General features: G+C 36.8%; 16 protein-coding genes. 9 read left to right on the top strand and 7 right to left on the bottom strand.

Annotated elements, in window-relative coordinates; translation table 11 throughout:
* The first annotated feature begins 47 nt into the window (after positions 1–47).
* A complete protein-coding gene (locus F3J23_RS20785) occupies positions 48–749 on the top strand; it encodes a CoA transferase subunit A (protein WP_167033356.1) in 702 nt (233 codons plus the stop codon).
* A 49-nt stretch (positions 750–798) separates the two neighbouring features.
* On the opposite strand, the gene F3J23_RS20780 is transcribed toward F3J23_RS20785, so the two are convergent.
* Positions 799–2,601, bottom strand: a complete 1,803-nt coding sequence (locus F3J23_RS20780; RefSeq protein ID WP_167033354.1) for an ABC transporter ATP-binding protein — start codon at positions 2,599–2,601, stop codon at positions 799–801.
* 122 nt (positions 2,602–2,723) lie between these two features.
* Here F3J23_RS20780 and F3J23_RS20775 point away from each other — a divergent pair, with 122 nt between their 5' ends.
* The gene (locus tag F3J23_RS20775; RefSeq protein ID WP_002980639.1) at positions 2,724–3,377 is read left to right on the top strand and encodes a CoA transferase subunit B; all 654 of its coding nucleotides are present in this window, start codon (positions 2,724–2,726) and stop codon (positions 3,375–3,377) included.
* 105 nt (positions 3,378–3,482) lie between these two features.
* On the opposite strand, the gene F3J23_RS20770 is transcribed toward F3J23_RS20775, so the two are convergent.
* Positions 3,483–4,304 (bottom strand): DUF4197 domain-containing protein, encoded by an 822-nt coding sequence (locus F3J23_RS20770; protein WP_167033352.1) that lies wholly within the window; start codon positions 4,302–4,304, stop codon positions 3,483–3,485.
* Positions 4,305–4,536: 232 nt separating this feature from the next.
* On the opposite strand from F3J23_RS20770, the gene F3J23_RS20765 reads away from it, so the two are divergent.
* Together F3J23_RS20765 and F3J23_RS20760 are read left to right on the top strand one after the other, a co-directional pair.
* The gene (locus tag F3J23_RS20765) at positions 4,537–6,786 is read left to right on the top strand and encodes a family 20 glycosylhydrolase (RefSeq protein ID WP_167033350.1); all 2,250 of its coding nucleotides are present in this window, start codon (positions 4,537–4,539) and stop codon (positions 6,784–6,786) included.
* A gap of 19 nt (positions 6,787–6,805) precedes the next feature.
* The gene (locus tag F3J23_RS20760; RefSeq protein WP_167033348.1) at positions 6,806–7,444 is read left to right on the top strand and encodes a Crp/Fnr family transcriptional regulator; all 639 of its coding nucleotides are present in this window, start codon (positions 6,806–6,808) and stop codon (positions 7,442–7,444) included.
* 117 nt (positions 7,445–7,561) lie between these two features.
* On the opposite strand, the gene F3J23_RS20755 is transcribed toward F3J23_RS20760, so the two are convergent.
* Positions 7,562–8,581: a serine hydrolase domain-containing protein gene (locus tag F3J23_RS20755; RefSeq protein WP_167033346.1), complete on the bottom strand. Its 1,020-nt coding sequence runs from the start codon at positions 8,579–8,581 to the stop codon at positions 7,562–7,564.
* 304 nt (positions 8,582–8,885) lie between these two features.
* Between F3J23_RS20755 and F3J23_RS20750 the strand changes: the two genes are divergently transcribed.
* Complete coding sequence (locus F3J23_RS20750) at positions 8,886–9,449, top strand: YeeE/YedE family protein (protein WP_167033344.1); 564 nt, start codon at positions 8,886–8,888, stop codon at positions 9,447–9,449.
* Between the two features lie 27 nt (positions 9,450–9,476).
* The gene (locus F3J23_RS20745; RefSeq protein ID WP_167033342.1) at positions 9,477–9,962 is read left to right on the top strand and encodes a DUF6691 family protein; all 486 of its coding nucleotides are present in this window, start codon (positions 9,477–9,479) and stop codon (positions 9,960–9,962) included.
* 140 nt (positions 9,963–10,102) lie between these two features.
* Here F3J23_RS20745 and F3J23_RS20740 read toward each other — a convergent pair whose 3' ends face one another.
* The 4 genes from F3J23_RS20740 to F3J23_RS20725 all read right to left on the bottom strand — a co-directional run bounded on the left by F3J23_RS20740 (position 10,103) and on the right by F3J23_RS20725 (position 13,926).
* Complete coding sequence (locus F3J23_RS20740; protein WP_167033340.1) at positions 10,103–11,503, bottom strand: TolC family protein; 1,401 nt, start codon at positions 11,501–11,503, stop codon at positions 10,103–10,105.
* 1 nt (position 11,504) lies between these two features.
* The gene (locus tag F3J23_RS20735; RefSeq protein ID WP_167033338.1) at positions 11,505–12,662 is read right to left on the bottom strand and encodes an HlyD family secretion protein; all 1,158 of its coding nucleotides are present in this window, start codon (positions 12,660–12,662) and stop codon (positions 11,505–11,507) included.
* Between the two features lie 5 nt (positions 12,663–12,667).
* Entirely contained in the window at positions 12,668–13,027 is a 360-nt protein-coding gene (locus tag F3J23_RS20730; RefSeq protein WP_167033336.1) for a DUF3302 domain-containing protein, read from the bottom strand.
* 230 nt (positions 13,028–13,257) lie between these two features.
* Positions 13,258–13,926, bottom strand: a complete 669-nt coding sequence (locus F3J23_RS20725; protein WP_167033334.1) for a Crp/Fnr family transcriptional regulator — start codon at positions 13,924–13,926, stop codon at positions 13,258–13,260.
* 45 nt (positions 13,927–13,971) lie between these two features.
* Here F3J23_RS20725 and F3J23_RS20720 point away from each other — a divergent pair, with 45 nt between their 5' ends.
* The 3 genes from F3J23_RS20720 (at position 13,972) to F3J23_RS20710 (ending at position 16,336) form a co-directional block, all read left to right on the top strand.
* Complete coding sequence (locus tag F3J23_RS20720) at positions 13,972–14,973, top strand: isoaspartyl peptidase/L-asparaginase family protein (protein ID WP_167033332.1); 1,002 nt, start codon at positions 13,972–13,974, stop codon at positions 14,971–14,973.
* A gap of 124 nt (positions 14,974–15,097) precedes the next feature.
* On the top strand, positions 15,098–15,658 hold the full coding sequence (locus F3J23_RS20715) for a hypothetical protein (RefSeq protein ID WP_167033330.1): 561 nt from the start codon (positions 15,098–15,100) through the stop codon (positions 15,656–15,658).
* A gap of 15 nt (positions 15,659–15,673) precedes the next feature.
* A complete protein-coding gene (locus F3J23_RS20710; RefSeq protein ID WP_167033328.1) occupies positions 15,674–16,336 on the top strand; it encodes a copper homeostasis protein CutC in 663 nt (220 codons plus the stop codon).
* Positions 16,337–17,236: the final 900 nt, after the last annotated feature.

The following is a 17,236-nucleotide window of genomic DNA, read 5'->3' as shown; positions in this document are numbered from 1 at the left end:
TTTGAGAAAATTTATTAAATTTAGCCAACAGAAAAATCTAATATTTCATGATAGATAAAAGAGTAAAAAATGCAAAGGAAGCCATCGAAGGAATTAAAGATGGAATGACACTGATGCTTGGCGGATTTGGACTTTGCGGTATTCCTGAAAATTCAATTAATGCTTTAGTAGAAAGCGATGTGAAAGATCTTACCTGTATTTCTAACAATGCGGGAGTAGATGATTTCGGATTGGGTTTACTGCTTCATAAAAGACAGATCAAAAAGATGATCTCTTCTTATGTAGGAGAAAATGCAGAATTTGAAAGACAAATGCTTTCAGGCGAATTAGACGTAGAGCTTACACCACAAGGGACTTTAGCTGAAAAATGCAGGGCGGCACAGGCTGGAATTCCTGCTTTTTATACTCCGGCAGGATACGGAACTGAAATAGCAGAAGGAAAAGAAGTAAAAGAATTCAAAGGAAAACCACATATTCTTGAACATGCTTATGATGCAGATTTTTCTATTGTAAAAGCCTGGAAAGGTGATCATGCAGGGAATCTTATTTTTAAAGGATCTGCAAGAAATTTTAACCATCCCATGGCAGGTGCAGCAAAAATCACGATTGCCGAAGTAGAAGAATTGGTTGAACCGGGGCAGTTAGATCCAAATGAGATCCATATTCCGGGAATCATGATCCAGAGAATTTTCCAGGGAGACAAATTCGAAAAGAGAATTGAGCAGAGAACAGTAAGAACTAAAGAATAAGTTCAAATAATAAAATAAAAGCGCTGAAAATACATTCAGCGCTTTATTTTTATGTTTGGGGAGTAAGTGTTTTTCTTTCCCCGATCTGTTGCCGCCACATCGCATAGTATAATCCTTTTTCAGAAATTAAATTATCGTGGGATCCTGTTTCTATAACTTGTCCGCGTTCAAGGACGTATATTTTATCCGCATGCATGATTGTGCTTAAACGGTGGGCAATCAGAACCGTAATCTGTTCTCTTTCTTTAGAAATGTCTTTGATGGTGGAAGTGATCTCTTCCTCAGTAATACTGTCCAGCGCAGAGGTAGCTTCATCAAAAATAAGCAGGTGAGGTTTTCTTAAAAGTGCCCGCGCAATGGCAATTCTCTGCTTTTCACCACCACTCAGTTTTAATCCTCCTTCACCGATTACGGTTTCTATTCCTTTTTCAGCTCTTTCAAGCAATGCTGTACAGCTCGATTTCTGTAAAGCAAGAGCTAATTCCTGTTCCGTGGCATGAGGGTTTACAAAAAGAAGATTTTCTTTGATGGTTCCGGCAAAAAGCTGAGTATCCTGAGTTACAAAGCCAATCTGGTTCCTCAGTTCATCAAAATCAAATTCTTTTCCATTGATACCATTATAAAAAATATTACCTTCCTGAGGTCTGTAAAGCCCTACCAGTAATTTTACCAATGTACTTTTTCCAGAACCGCTCGGTCCCACAAAAGCAATGGTTTCTCCATTTTTAAGATCAAAAGAAATATTGTTCAAAGCCTTATACTGAGCTGATTGATGTTTAAAAGAAACATGTTTAAACTCCAGCTCTTCAATAGCCCCGATCTGTTTCGGATGAAGCGGCTTTTCTTCCACTTCTTTTTTCATTAAGCGATCGAAATTAAGGAGAGATGCTTCTGCTTCACGGTAAGAAATAATAATATTCCCGATCTCCTGCATGGGCCCGAAAATAAAAAACCCGTAAAACATAAGAGACAGATATTGCCCCGGAGTTACAATATTCTTAAAGATTAAATATAAAAGGGTAAGAGTAATCATCTGTTGAAGAAAATTAACCATAGTTCCCTGAATGAAACTTAATGAACGGATACTTTTAACCTTTCTGAGCTCCAGTCCTAAGATCTTATACGTATTATTATTGAGACGGATAACTTCCTGGTTGGTTAATCCTAAACTTTTTACAATTTCTATATTTCTTAAACTTTCAGTTGTGCTTCCTGCTAAAGCCGTTGTTTCAGAAACGATGTTCTTCTGAATGGTTTTGATTCTCTTGCTCAATAAATTGGTGACAAACGCAATCAGAAATATCCCGCAGATATATACCGGCATAATCGACCAGTGCAGGCGGATTGCGTACACGGAAACAAATATAATACTGACTAAAATTCCAAAGAAAATATTGATGAAATTCGTGATGAATTTAACTGTGTCTTCCCTTACTTTCGTTAAGATGGATAAGGTTTCACCACTTCTTTGATCTTCAAATTCCTGATAAGGGAGTGCCATTGAATGTTTCAGACCATCTGTAAATATTTTGGCTCCGAACTTCTGCGTAATCACACTTACTACATAATCCTGAAAAGCTTTGGCTATTCTGCTTACCATTGCTGTTCCGATTAGCAATCCTAAAAAATAAAAAGCACCATGATAAACCGGGCTTCCGTATAAATATTCATGCAGATTTCTGGGTAAGAGTTTTTCCTTGTCAAAGAAATTAGGATGAGTTACCAGCTGGTCCAGTATATTTCCTGTAATAGCCGGTGCAAATAAAGAAAAAACCTGATTAATAGTCGCTAAAAGTAAAGAAATAACAATTAACCACTGATAAGGTTTAAGATATCTAAAAAGTATTTTCATTCTGTTAAAATAATTAAGCTAAATTACAGATATTATTTTAACTAACAGTGTTAATTATTAAGCAGAACAAAGCCCTTTTGTATTCAACTGAAAATAATTAAATTGCAGTCTAAGTTTTTATTATGCTTACAAAAGAACAAATTGCCAAAAGAATTTCAAAAGAACTGAAAGATCGTTATTATGTAAACCTGGGAATTGGGATTCCTACTTTGGTTGCCAACTATGTTCCGGAAGGTATTTCCGTAGAATTCCAGAGTGAGAACGGAGTTTTGGGGATGGGACCTTTCCCTTTTGAAGGTGAAGAAGATGCCGATATCATCAATGCCGGAAAACAAACCATTACTATTTTAGAAGGAGGTTCATTCTTCGATTCTGCTTTCAGCTTCGGAATGATCCGTGGTCAGAAAGTAGACCTTACTATCCTGGGGGCTATGGAAGTTTCAGAAAACGGAGATATCGCCAACTGGAAAATTCCCGGAAAAATGGTAAAAGGAATGGGAGGAGCCATGGACTTGGTAGCTTCTGCCGAAAATATTATCGTAGCCATGATGCATGTAAACAAAGCAGGGGAAAGCAAAATCCTTAAAAAATGTACACTTCCTTTAACAGGTGTAAATTGTGTGAAAAAAGTGGTTACTGAATTAGCTGTTCTGGATGTAACTCCGGCAGGATTCAAACTGGTGGAAAGAGCACCGGGAGTTTCAGTAGAAGATATCATCAAAGCTACAGAAGCTGATCTCATTATAGAAGGAGAAATTCCTGAAATGCAATTCTAAGATTTTAATCTGATTACAATATACAAGTTTCGGCCTCACAAAGTGAGGCCGAAACTTGTATAGGTGATATATTTAACAGCTGGTTTGTAAGCTGATATATAACTCTTATTTATTATCCTGTGCTCCGAAAACCTTCTGCAGAATATTGGTAGTCCTCATAGCCGGAGTGTTTCTGATCCCGCTCTCTTTATCTGCAACCATTTTGAAAACACCGTTGATGGTTTCTGTGGTTACATATTCATTAAGATCTGTTGTGACAGCCTGGCCTGTAAATGTATTATACTTTGAGATCAGGTTTTTCCATACCGCATCAGCACCTACTTTTCCTAATGAAGCCTTTACTTTAGGCTGAAAAGCACTGAATAACTGGCTTTGGGTTTTGGTCTGAAGATAGCTTGTTGCTGCATTATCACTGCCTAATAAAATATTTTTAGCATCAGTGATGGTCATAGAAGTAATAGCTTTAGTGAAAATAGGAGCAGCTTCGGTTACGGCATCTTCAGCAGCTCTGTTCAAAAGTTTTACTCCTTCATCAGCAAGGCTTCCCATTCCGATGGAGCGTAATGTAGTATCAATTTTTCTTAGCTTTTCGGGCATCAGGATTTTCACTGCCTCATTCCTGAAAAATCCATCTGTAACAGCCAGTTTTTTTACACCATCCGTAACTCCGATATTTAATGCCTCCTTTAGTCCTGAAGAAATTTGTGTTGATGTAAGATTTCCAAGATTTACCGGCGAGCTATTGGCAGCAGTTGAAGGAGCGGTTGTAGTTGTTGTCTTTGGTGCTGCAGTACCATTAGTTTTCACCGGAACGTTCAGATCTACTCCTGTTTTATCTTTAACAGTAGATTTTATCATATCCAGAAGCTGTGCCTGGGTTGAAATAGAAAAGAAAAGTCCGGCTGCCAGAAAAATATTTTTTTTCATCGTATTTTTTTACAAATTTAAACGTTATTTTTTTTAAGTCGTCTATACTTATCAAAAAGCAAACCATAGTTTTAAAATGAATATAGAAATACTTCGAGGAATATGGTTATCTTACCGCGAAAGAGAATTACTCCTAAACTTTGCGAAAATATAACTAATGTAACTTTATGCTTAAAATAAGTCATCAGTTTTTGAAAAATAATTATCTTAGCTAAAACCTTAACCGCATCCAATGGTACGAACCTTTTTTGTATTTTTAGTATTACTTTCAAATATAATTTTAGCTCAGAATAAATTGAATTTGATTCCTTATCCTCAAAAAGTTGAAGCCTTAACAGGGGAGTTTATAATCCCTGAAAACTTTAAATTGGACGAGAGCCTTCCTAAACAGGAAACAGAATATTTCAAAAAGCGTTTGCCATCAATTACAAAGTTTAAGACCTCAAAAAAAATAGATGCCCAGCTGATCTATTCACAGCTGCCAAAAATTTCGGAGGGAAAAGAAGAATCTTATATCCTTGAAATTTCTCCGAAACAAATTCACATTCAGTCGTATACCAGACAAGGGTATTTTCTTGCACTTCAGACATTAATTCAAATCATTGAACAATATAAAGACAGCAAGAACATTCCGGCGATGAAAATTGAAGATCAGCCAAAATTTGCATGGCGAGGAATGCATTTGGATGTTTGCCGTCATTTCTTTACAGTAGAAGAAGTTAAGCAGTATATCGATTATCTCGCAATGTATAAATTGAATACATTTCATTGGCATTTGACCGATGACCAGGGATGGAGAATAGAAATTAAAAAATATCCGAAACTGACACAAATCGGTTCAAAACGTAAAGAATCTATGATTGGGGCTTATGTTGACAATACTTTCGACGGAAAGCCTTATGGACCTTACTTTTATACGCAGGAGCAAATTAAGGAGGTGGTAAAGTACGCTCAGGACAGACATATTACGGTTGTTCCGGAGATAGAAATGCCGGGGCATGCATTAGCAGCATTGTCCGCTTATCCTGAACTTGCCTGTACAAAAGGACCTTTTGAAGCAGCAACGAAATGGGGTGTTTTCGATGATGTTTTCTGCCCGAAAGATGAAACATTCAAATTTCTGGAAAATGTTCTGGATGAGGTAATAAAGTTGTTTCCGTCCCAATATATCCATATCGGCGGTGATGAATGCCCGAAAACCAGATGGAAAGAATGTGCACATTGTCAGGAATTGATTAAAAAGAATAATTTAAAAGATGAACACGGTCTGCAGAGCTATTTTATCCATAGAATTGAAAAATATGTGAACAGTAAAGGACGCAAAATCATCGGCTGGGACGAGATCCTCGAAGGAGGGTTGGCTCCCAATGCAGCTGTAATGAGCTGGACAGGCGTAAACGGAGGGATTGAGGCGGCAAAGTCAAAACATTTTGCTGTCATGACTCCAGGAGCATATTGCTATTTCGATCATTATCAGGGTGACCCTCAGTCGGAGCCGAATGCTTTCGGAGGATTTACACCGCTGGATAAAGTATACTCTTATAATCCTATTCCTTCCGAACTGAATGCAGAACAGGCAAAATATATCATGGGAGTTCAGGCCAATTTATGGACTGAATATATTCTGGATTTTAAACATGTACAATATATGATTTTCCCAAGACTGATGGCTCTTTCTGAAGTGGGGTGGGGAACATCAGACCCTAAAAATTATAAAGAATTTGAAAACAGGGTGATCAGTCAATTCAAAGTTTTGGATCAAATGAATGTAAACTACGCGAAAAGTATTTATAATATTTCCGGAAAAGTAATTCCAGCGAACAACGGAATTGCCTACGAACTTTCAACCTCTCAAAACTCAAACGGAATCAGATATACATTAGACGGAACAGTCCCTACCATAAATTCTAAAACCTATCAGAATCCGGTTTCAATTCCAAATTCTTTAACAATTAAATCTGCTTATTTTGAAGATGGGCAGCTGAAAAGTGCAGTCTCTACACAGGAATTCACCGTTTCAAAAACAACAGGGAAAAAGATCAGCCTGGAGCAGCAGCCAAGTGAAAACTATTCTTTCGGGGGAGCTTTTACACTAGTGGACGGGATTATCGGAAACTCAAGACAATTGGGAAAAACCTGGTTAGGATTTCAGGGAAAAGATGTAGTAGCTGTGATAGATTTCGGAAACAAAACAGGTTTCTCAGAGGTTTATTTCAATACGCTGGAAAATAAGGGAAGTTGGATTCATCTTGCAAAATCAGCAAAGATTTTCGTTTCAGATGATAACAAAAATTTTAAGTTGATTAAAGAGCTTGGAAAAGAGGATATCCAGAATGCGAAAGGAAAAATTACAGTGAATGTAGGATCCCAAAACACAAAATACCTTAAAGTGATAATTGAAAATGCAGGAATCATTCCGGCAGGAAATCCCGGAGCAGACTCAAAAGCATGGCTATTTGTTGATGAAATTGGCGTAAATTAGCAATGCAGAACTTTACAACATGCAGAATACCATCCTTGCTTCAGAATTTGCTTTCTCACCGGACCTTGTAGAAAAGCTATACCAAAATGGAATAACGAAAAATTACAGTGAAGGTGATATTATCCTGGATGAAAACGCCTCTATCCGTTCCATTCCTATTGTGATGAAAGGAATGATCAGAGTGATCAGAACCGAAGAAGACGGAAGAGAAATACTGTTGTATTACATCAAAGCAGGAGAAAGCTGCATCATGTCCTTTCTGGGCGGAATGCATAATGAGAAAAGTATCGTAAAAGCCGAAGTAGAAGAAGATGCGGAAATCCTTTTTCTTCCGGTAGATAAAGTCTCTTTATTTATCAAAGAACATCCCGAGTGGCTGGATTATATTTTCCGGCTTTATCATAAACGGTTTGAAGAACTACTGGATATCATTAATGCTATTGCTTTCAAAAAAGTGGATGAAAGACTCCTGAATCTTCTTCAAAAAAAATCGGAGTTTACGCACTCCGATACCATCAATACTACTCATGAACAACTTGCCAATGAATTAGGAACTGCCAGGGTTGTAGTGTCCAGACTTCTCAAACAACTAGAAGAAGAAGGAAGACTGAAACTCGGCAGAAATAAGATCGTTCTCCTGAAAACTACAGATAAGTAGTATTTTCCTACACGTAAATAATAAACACTCACATTCCGCTCTTTGGAGAGGTGGCGAAAACTCAAAGAATTTTTACGTGTGGTTAAGATAATCATCGCGAACTAAAGATGAAGCAATCTATTTATTCCTCAATAATGCCTTTTTTTCCGCGTTCAGAAATTGATATACTGGAAAAGCATCTCCCTGGTTTGTTAATGCAATAATACAGCTGTTATCCCTCAGATCCCGCCACATAACACATCTGAAACCGTCAATTCCTCCCGTATGCATTGTTGTACCCTCAGAAACATACCATCCGAAAGCATATTCACTTCTTTTACCATCTTTTAAAATGGGCAATTCATACATTATTTTAGAATTCTCCTCATTCAATAATTGATGTTTTTTTAATGCCTGATCAAATTTGTAGAGATCCCATGTCGTAGAATAAATACTGCCGTCACCAATAGTCAGCAGATAATAATCATCCGGCTTTTTATTCATATCATAACCTTCAGCCCTATCGGAAGGAGGAACAGTTTCGGAATCGTACACAAAGGAATGTTCCATTTTTAAAGGGATGAAGACTCTGCTTTGCATGAATTTGCCATATGATTGTCCGGATAAAGTTTCTATAATACGTCCCAATATCGTGTAACCGCTGTTACTGTATTCAAATCGGTTTCCGGAAGGAAATCTTAATCCCGATTGCTTTTTCAGGAAGTTGAGAACATCATCATTGGTAATCTTACGGTTCTGAATCAGGACGTTTTCATAATCTGCCAGACCGGAAGTATGGGTAAGCAGCTGCCGTACAGTAATATGTTGCGCATAGGCCGGGAGATCCGGAACATAACGGCTTGCTCTATCATCATATGAAAGCAGATGCTCTTGCTGGAGAAGCATAATTCCTAAAGCAGTAAAAGGTTTGGAAATAGAAGCAATACAGAAGGGCGTATTTTTCGTTAAAGGGATTTTCTTTTCAAAATTTTTAAAGCCCAATGCCGTATCACAAACCACTTTTCCTTCTTTTACAATAAGAAGAACTCCGTTAAACCTTCCTTTATTATAATAATCGATCACAATATCCTTTTCCGATTTCTTACAGGAAAATAAGGTTAACAGAGTACAACTGAAAATAAATACTATTCTGATCATGGCTGTAAAGCTTAATATTTAATAGGTCAGAGGTATAGATGAAAAAGTTACAAGAGAATCATTTCATGTTAAATCTTTTCAATATGCCTTATGTAACAAAAGTAGCAGTAGAGGAAAAAAGAAAGCGGGAGATTTGCATCAGAAAACAATTTACTCTTTTAATATACCCCAAAAGGGAAAAAATAAGTAATATGAAAATAGAACAGATTTATACAGGCTGCCTGGTGCGGGGAGCTTATTATATCACCTCAGCCGGAGAATCAGGAATCATTGATCTTAGATAATTCAAAATAAAAAAGAAGATATGTTGGAGATAATAAAGCAACCGTGGCCATGGTATGTTGCAGGTCCATTGATCGGGCTTACCGTTCCCGCTCTGTTGATCATGGGAAATAAATCCTTTGGAATAAGTTCCTCATTAAGGCACATCTGTGCTGCCTGCTTACCGGCAAATGTAAATTTTTTCAAATACAACTGGAAAAAAGAAGCCTGGAATTTATTTTTCGTACTGGGAATTTTTTTGGGAGGAATAATTGCTGCCCATTTTCTGCTTAATCCTGCGGAAATTGAAGTTAATTCCAATCTGAAAACCGAACTGGCCGGATACGGGATTACAGACTATAGCAACCTCGTCCCAATACAGTTGATGAATTTTGAAAGCTTATTTACACTGAGAGGATTTATAGTGATGGTTGTAGGTGGTTTTTTAGTGGGCTTCGGAACAAGATATGCAGGAGGATGTACAAGCGGACATGCCATCATGGGGCTTTCCAATCTGCAGTGGCCATCTTTAGTGGCAACCATGTGTTTTATGATAGGCGGCTTTTTAATGGCTAACCTTATTTTACCCATCATTCTTTCGCTGTAAGTAAAACTTTAAAATGAATTTGAAAAAATGATAAAAGAAAAAGAAGATATCCGTCATCAGGATTCCGTTTGTATCAATGAAAGCAGCCTTGATCATCCATGGTATCATAACCTTAAATACCTTGCAGCAGGAATTATTTTTGGAATTATTTTCGTCAAAGCTGAGGTAATAAGCTGGTTTAGGATACAGGAAATGTTCCGGTTCCAGTCTTTTCATATGTATGGAATCATCGGAAGTGCTGTTTTGGTAGGAATGATCTCTGTTGGATTGATTAAAAAATTCAACATCAAAACAATTTATGGTGAATCTATTACATTCATCCCTAAAAAGTTTAATAAGGGGCAAATCTACGGCGGATTGATATTTGGTTTTGGCTGGGCCATAACAGGAGCCTGCCCGGGACCGCTTTTTGCACAAATAGGAACAGGAGCTTTAGCCGTATCCATAACCCTTTTGAGTGCTGTTGCCGGAACATGGGTATATGGCTATTTCAGGGATAAATTACCCCATTAAAAAATTAATAATTATTCCGAATATTCCATCAAAGGAACTCATATTCTCTTGTGCCTGATGTGGTAAAGATTCAGAGAATTTTGGACAGAGTGGTTATAAAAAAAGACTACAGATGATCTCTGCAGTCTTTCGAAGTATAATTATGAGTAAATGAAATTCTCCGCTCCCAGAGCCATATACAGATTGATTCGTTCTATTCTGTACTGAAGCTCCAGATTGATGAGGTTCATTTCATTTTTAAGAAGATCCCTTTGCTTTCGGATAAGCACAAAACTGTTATTTGTACCTACTTTGATTTGCTTTTGGGTAAGATTAATATTATTTTTAAGTTCATTAACAGCTTTAATGTTATACGTCAGCTGCTTTTCAATCGAATGAAGATTTGCTAACGATGATTCTACCTCATTCAGGGCATTCAAAACGGCTTTCGAATACTCTTCAACCACCTGTTTTTGCTCAGAGTTTTTTATTTCCACATTCTTTTTTAGTTTTCCGTTGTTGAATATCGGAGAAACCAATCCGCTTCCTACTCTTAATAAAGGATTAGAAAACAGAGAATTGATAGACTCTACGTTACTTCCGGCAGTTCCAAATGAAGAACTTATATTCAATGAAGGAAGTCTGGAGGCTTTCGCCTGCTGTACCTCATAAAATGCTTTTTCTATCTGAAACTGACCAGCCTGTATATCTGATCTGTTCTCCAGAAGCTGAAGAGGAAAAGATTCAGGAATATCATTTTTTACCGGAACAAAAAAATTCTGTGTAGCCAGTTTCCCTTCCGGATATTTTCCCGTAAGGAGCTCTAATGATCTTCTCGATTGTACATTGGCATTTCTAACCTTTTCCAGATATCCTTCCAGTGAAATGATTTCCGCAGATATATTGGAAATATCTAAAGCATTAGCAGTTCCCACTTTTTTCTGAACGATATATAGTTTTTCAAGATCCTTGGATTTCTGAATATAATTTTGAATCATATCCTCCTGAATGTTTCCCGCAATATTCAGGAAATAAGCTTTTGCAATCATCCCTGCAATAGACTGATGCAGCAACGTATTCTGGTGCTTGGCCGAAAAATAATTACTTGTAGCAGCCATTTGTGCCGATTTATTTTTGCCCCAAAGATCTATTTCCCAACTCGCTTTTAAAGCAAGACGTCGGATTTGAGCATCACTTATCAGATTATTTGAAGTGTTGGCAACTGCACTTACACTTGGGTAAAGATGAGTTCCTGCAATCTCCATAGCCAATTCAATCTGATTAAGTTTCTCTTTAGCAATGATGAGATCCGCATTATATAACATCCCTTCATCAATCAGTGTATCCAGCTGAGGTGTTTTAAGATCCGTAATCCAGTCATAGGAAAGAGATCTTGAATTTGCTTTTCTGTCGAATATCCAGTCGTCTGGAATTTCAATATGAGCTGCAATTTCACTTTTTTTCTTGAGCTGATCCATATTTTCTTGAGTAGGCTCTTTATATCCGATACATGAACTTAAGCTCACAGAAAGCACTCCCAGTACAATTAATTTTTTATACATTTTAATGAAGTTTAAGGATCAGATAATTGATTTTACTATTAATACGGACCATCACTTTTCGGATAAGATGTAATGGTTTGATGTGATCCGAATAAATAACAGCAGTTCCCCTTGCTCCAACGGTCAGCTGTTTCTGGCCATCTTCCAACACGAATTTGGCAATAAGTTTTCCATCCGTTTCCGGAAGCTGTCTCGCGGTATCGGGAAGTCCGGCAACAGATCCGTTCCCTCCAAGCATTCCTCCTGCGTTATTCATAATTCCCTGGCTGGTAGCATCAATAACATATTCAAGTCTGGCTTTAACCACTTTTCCAGGTTCTGTCTTAAGGGCAAGTTCTACCTCATCACCATTCTTTACCGTTTCCAGTTCATTCTGAGCAAAAAAGCCGATAACAGATTGTTGTTTTTGAATCAAAACAAACGCAGATTTAAAAGGAGCCATGATAGCACCTTCATTGAGTTGTACGTTTGGGATAACTCCATCTGTAGGTGCAAGAACAACAGTTTGTGAAAGGTTCCATTTAGCCTGTTCTAATTTAGCCTGAATCTCAGATACAGATGAATTTTCACCACCATAAGATGCATTGGATTTAGTTTCCAATGATTGCTGCTGTGATTGTGCTGCGCTGATTCGGGACTGCAGATCACGAACATTAGTGATTGCTTGTTCAAGATCAAATTTATTGGCAGCACCAGCCTCCACCAGCTCCTGATACTGTGCCACTCTTTTATTGGCAAGATCCAGCTGAGACTGTAAACCTGCAATATTTTTTCTGGATGCGGAAATATCCGTATTATAAGAACTTACAGTAGCCTTCATATTGCTGAGTTTAGCTTCCAGAGATTTGATCTCCTGAAGATAAGGCTCTCTGTCTAACACGAATAAAGTATCTCCCTTCTTTACTTCCTGATTAGTACTTACATATACCTTTTTTACCTTTCCTAAAACCTGTGTGGTAATATCCACACTTCTGTTTCCTACTTTTACGTCTGAAGTAATAGGACAATAAAAATTTAAACTTAATATTAAAGCAATAGATCCAAAGATTGGCAGTGAATACACTACAACCTGTGTGGTAAAAGTCCAGGGGATCAATTTTAATTTTTTAATGAGAAGCCAGCATATTCCGGCATATATTGCGATAAGTAATTCCAGCATTTCTGTTAATTTTCGGGCGTTATAATTTCTTTTTCTTCAATAAGGTTTGTGTCTTTTTTCTGATCGTTTTCATTGCCATAATCATAGTTGGCCCAGATTAAGGCAATTGGCCATAAAAGGCCTCCAAAAACAAGGGAAAGGAGGCACATACTTTTTATGGCTTTCAGCTGAGGATGATTCTTTTTCTCAGCTACTTTTTCCGGATAAATGTGAACTTTCCAGAAAAGGTAAATTCCTGCAATCGGTAAAACAAGTAAAATTAACCAGGATGCAGCATTTGCTATAGTATCTTCTAAATTGCCTGTGGATGCTTGAACAAAATTGCATGATAATAACAGGCAGAGAAGTATTGATATTCTTTGCATAAATAATTGTATAGGGTAAAATGATGTTAAATGTAAAACAAGGGGGATAACCGGATGATTAAAAATCCTACGGCCGATTACTTTGAATCTTAAGGGAAGATTAAAGCTTACTCAATAACAGTTGTTTTTTTTAGGTGATATTTTCTCATTTTGCTTTTTTAATTGTTTGTGTAATCGTATTTTGAGTAAGCAAAAATAGAATGAATAAAGTGAGAAAAAGTATTCCTAAGTTATTTTTTTCTGTCGTTCCTTTTTTTATGAATACGGGCGGTCATCCTGGAAAGTGAATTAGGAGTAATACCCAGAAAATTGGCAATATATTTTCTGTTTGCGTTCTGGGAAGTGAATGGCCTTTTCTCCAGAAACTCTTCATAGCGCGAATGCGGAGACGTAGAACAAAATTGCTCTATGCGTGTTTTTGCGATATTGATGATCATCTTCAGAGATTTCAGGTATACATTATAAATACCCCTATGTTGAAATGCAAGTTCTTCAAACTCACTTTTATTGAACAGAAAAATATGACTCTCAATAACCGCTTCTATAGTATATTTTCTTTCCGTTTCTTCAGAGTAGGATTCCGGAGTTTCCATAATGGAGGCTTCTTTTTCTGAAGGTAAAAAAAGGTTGCTTTCAGTTCCGTTTTCATCGTCAAAGAAAAATCTCAGTAATCCATGAGACATGATGAATAGATGATTAAAAGACTGACCAGGCTCTGCCAGCTTCTCTTTTTTACGAAGAAGTCTTGGAGTACTGATGCTGACAAGAATATTGATTTCTTCATCAGATAATTCCTGAAAAAAAGCAATATTCCTGAATGTTTTAAATGAATCCATTACAGCGGTAAAGATAAATAAAAATAATACACGGATTTCCTTGTGCTGTGCTAAGGATTTCATGGAAGTTTTTTTTAGATTTGTTAAGTATTAATAATTTGAGATACCATGAACAATAACCGAAGAAGTTTTATAAAAAAGCTGGGAATAGCAACAGCTGCGCTTGCCGTAAACCCGTTGGATCTGATGGCTGCAGAATTACCGGAAAATACTCCCGTTAAAGCCATCAACAAACCGATAGTCCTTTCTACCTGGAATTTCGGATTGAAAGCGAACGAAGAAGCGTGGACTATTCTCGGAAAAGGAGGAAAAGCTTTAGATGCAGTTGAAAAAGGTGTTCGTATCGTAGAATTAGATCCTAAGGAAAGAAGTGTGGGATATGGCGGCCGGCCGGATCGAGATGGTAGAGTAACTCTGGATGCCTGTATCATGGATGATAATTATAATATCGGTTCAGTAGCCTGTCTGGAGCATATCAAAAATCCGATTTCTGTTGCCAGAGCTGTAATGGAAAAAACACCTCACGTAATGCTGGTGGGAGATGGCGCACTGCAGTTTGCCCTTTCACAAGGCTTTAAAAAAGAAAATCTTCTTACCCCGGAATCAGAAAAAGAATGGAAAGAATGGCTGAAAACCAGCCAGTATAAACCTGTCGCGAATATTGAAAATCACGATACCATAGGAATGATCGCTTTAGATGCACAGGGAAATCTCTCCGGAGCATGTACCACAAGCGGAATGGCATTTAAAATGCATGGAAGGGTGGGAGATTCCCCGATTATCGGAGCCGGTTTATTCGTAGACAATGAAGTAGGTGCCGCTACAGCAACAGGACATGGGGAAGAAGTGATCCGAACCGTAGGAACACATTTAGTGGTTGAGCTCATGAGGCAAGGCCGAAATCCGCAGGAAGCCTGTAAGGAAGCTGTGGACAGGATTGTAAAGATCAATCAGAGAAGAAACAAAAATCTGAAAGATATTCAGGTTGGGTTTATTGCAATTAATAAAAAAGGAGAGTATGGCTCTTACTGTATTCAGGACGGATTCAATTTTGCAGTACACGATCAGAAGGGCAACCGCCTTGAAACACCTGAATTTGCTTTAAAATAAGTGGATTGTAATCCAAATCAATCAATAGAAACGGGCTAATTTTCTGAGCTTTAGAAGAAAGCCCATTTTACAGGAAACCTTAGCCTTATTGGCTTTAGGAAAAAACTATACACCAAAACAAGATATGAAAAGAACGATTATCGCTTCCTTATTCATGATTATAGCATGCAAGGAAGAGAAGAAGGAGACTAAAACTACTGTAGAGCCACTACAGTCAAAAGAAAAAATAGTTTTGAATACTACATCAAATACTTCTGAAGAAGCCAAAAAATGGCTGGAAAAAAATATTGAGAAGTATTTTAAAGATGATCTTGGAAGTGAAGGGGAGAATATGAAGAAAATGACTACAAAAGAGTATTTTGATTATAAAACAGATGCTATGAATGTTGATCTTGATGTAGATGGGAGCCTTACTGAACAAGAGTTCCGGGATAAATGGAAAGGTAAATTTGATACAAATAAAGCAGGAATTGGTGTAGGATTTCTAATCACCGGACAAGATTGGTATGAAGTAAAAGTAACAAAATGCCAGTTAATTTCTGAGGAAGGAAATAATCTTCTTTTTAATGTCATTCTTACGGACCAGAAGGTTAAAGCTGAATATCCTGTAAAAATTAAAGTAATAAAAGAAAACGGATCTTTTTTAATTGCAGATGTTTTGCAGGAAGAACCCAAGTTGAATTAAGCATATACAATAAAAATGTCAAAAATAGAGATAGCGTGTTTTAATCCGGAATCGGCAATGATAGCTTTTGAAAACGGAGCAGATAGAATTGAATTATGTGATGGATTAAGTGAAGGAGGAACGACTCCCGGTTTTGAAATAACAAAGGAACTTCGAGAACAAATCAATATTCCTATTGTTGTAATGATTCGTCCGAGAGGAGGAGACTTTACCTACTCGGAAAAAGAATTTGAACAGATGAAAAATGATCTTATTCAATTGAAATCATTGAATGTAGATGGTTTCGTATTTGGAATTCTGGATGAAAATGATGAAGTGAATATAGAGCAGAATAAAGCTTTGGTAGAATTGGCTGCACCACTTCAATGTACTTTTCACCGTGCTTTCGATAGAGCAAAAAACCTGGAAGATTCTTTGGAAAACGTAATAGAATGCGGTTTTAAAACTATTCTCACTTCCGGCCAGAAACCTAATGTATCAGAAGGAAAAGAAAATCTGAAAACTTTAGTTGAGCTTTCTGACGGAAGAATAGAAATTCTTGTAGGGGGCGGACTTCGTTCCTCGAATATTGAAGCATTAAGAGCATTTACAAAAGCGAATTATTTTCATTCTTCAGCAATTACAGATGGGGGAGCTTTTGCAAATCCGGCTGAGGTACTTGCATTGAAGAATACATAACGAATTTGTCATTTCGAGGAACTGTAAGCTGCTGGAGTATAGCTTTTAAAATTGAAAAATAAACGCAAAGCTTTCTTAATTGATCGTTTTATTTTAAGGTTGCAAAGAAAGGCGACTCTGTCGCTGATGAAGTGTGGTAAATAAGGCAAGAGCTTTATCTAATCGATTGAAAATCGATTCATTCTTAGCTGTCTCAAAATATATTATTATAAAAATAAAGCTTTGCGTTCCAGAAATAAAGTGCTTTACATTTAACAAAAATAAAAGTTGCAGTAAAAATGCATAGGATTATGGCTTTTAAAATTGAAAAATAAACGCAAAGCTTTCTTAATTGATCGTTTTATTTTAAGGTTGCAAAGAAAAGCGACTCTGTCGCTGATGAAGTGTGGTAAATAAAGCAAGAGCTTTATCTAATTGATTGAAAATCGATTCATTCTTAGCTGCCTCAAAATATATTATTATAAAAATAAAGGTTTGCGTTCCAGAAATAAAGTACTTTACATTTAACAAAAATAAAAGTTGCAGTAAAAATGCATAGGATTATGGCGTTTAAAATTGAAAAATAAACGCAAAGCTTTCTTAATTGATCGTTTTATTTTAAGGTTGCAAAGAAAAGCGACTCTGTCGCTGATGAAGTGTGGTAAATAAAACAAGAGCTTTATCTAATCGATTGAAAATCGATTCATTCTTAGCTGCCTCAAAATATATTATTGTAAAAATAAAGCTTTGCGTTCCAAAAATAAAATGCTTTACATTTAACAAAAATAAAAGTTGCAGTAAAAATGCATAGGATTATGGCTTTTAAAATTGAAAAATAAACGCAAAGCTTTCTTAATTGATCGTTTTATTTTAAGGTTGCAAAGAAAAGCGACTCTGTCGCTGATGAAGTGTGGTAAATAA

This window comes from Chryseobacterium sp. Tr-659 (assembly GCF_011752975.1).
Taxonomy (GTDB): Bacteria; Bacteroidota; Bacteroidia; order Flavobacteriales; family Weeksellaceae; genus Chryseobacterium.
The sequence above is the reverse complement of the archived record's forward strand: the minus strand, read 5'-3'. Positions and strand labels throughout refer to the sequence as shown.

What these genes read in the sequence shown, in the direction of transcription:
- F3J23_RS20740 (WP_167033340.1), bottom strand. Translation starts at nt 11,503, where the DNA reads ATGTATAAAAAATTAATTGTACTGGGAGTGCTTTCTGTGAGCTTAAGT.
- F3J23_RS20730 (WP_167033336.1), bottom strand. Translation starts at nt 13,027, where the DNA reads ATGCAAAGAATATCAATACTTCTCTGCCTGTTATTATCATGCAATTTT.
- F3J23_RS20720 (WP_167033332.1), top strand. Translation starts at nt 13,972, where the DNA reads ATGAACAATAACCGAAGAAGTTTTATAAAAAAGCTGGGAATAGCAACA.
- F3J23_RS20715 (WP_167033330.1), top strand. Translation starts at nt 15,098, where the DNA reads ATGAAAAGAACGATTATCGCTTCCTTATTCATGATTATAGCATGCAAG.
- F3J23_RS20765 (WP_167033350.1), top strand. Translation starts at nt 4,537, where the DNA reads ATGGTACGAACCTTTTTTGTATTTTTAGTATTACTTTCAAATATAATT.
- F3J23_RS20785 (WP_167033356.1), top strand. Translation starts at nt 48, where the DNA reads ATGATAGATAAAAGAGTAAAAAATGCAAAGGAAGCCATCGAAGGAATT.
- F3J23_RS20760 (WP_167033348.1), top strand. Translation starts at nt 6,806, where the DNA reads ATGCAGAATACCATCCTTGCTTCAGAATTTGCTTTCTCACCGGACCTT.
- F3J23_RS20725 (WP_167033334.1), bottom strand. Translation starts at nt 13,926, where the DNA reads ATGAAATCCTTAGCACAGCACAAGGAAATCCGTGTATTATTTTTATTT.
- F3J23_RS20745 (WP_167033342.1), top strand. Translation starts at nt 9,477, where the DNA reads ATGATAAAAGAAAAAGAAGATATCCGTCATCAGGATTCCGTTTGTATC.
- F3J23_RS20735 (WP_167033338.1), bottom strand. Translation starts at nt 12,662, where the DNA reads ATGCTGGAATTACTTATCGCAATATATGCCGGAATATGCTGGCTTCTC.
- F3J23_RS20770 (WP_167033352.1), bottom strand. Translation starts at nt 4,304, where the DNA reads ATGAAAAAAAATATTTTTCTGGCAGCCGGACTTTTCTTTTCTATTTCA.
- F3J23_RS20710 (WP_167033328.1), top strand. Translation starts at nt 15,674, where the DNA reads ATGTCAAAAATAGAGATAGCGTGTTTTAATCCGGAATCGGCAATGATA.
- F3J23_RS20755 (WP_167033346.1), bottom strand. Translation starts at nt 8,581, where the DNA reads ATGATCAGAATAGTATTTATTTTCAGTTGTACTCTGTTAACCTTATTT.
- F3J23_RS20750 (WP_167033344.1), top strand. Translation starts at nt 8,886, where the DNA reads ATGTTGGAGATAATAAAGCAACCGTGGCCATGGTATGTTGCAGGTCCA.
- F3J23_RS20775 (WP_002980639.1), top strand. Translation starts at nt 2,724, where the DNA reads ATGCTTACAAAAGAACAAATTGCCAAAAGAATTTCAAAAGAACTGAAA.
- F3J23_RS20780 (WP_167033354.1), bottom strand. Translation starts at nt 2,601, where the DNA reads ATGAAAATACTTTTTAGATATCTTAAACCTTATCAGTGGTTAATTGTT.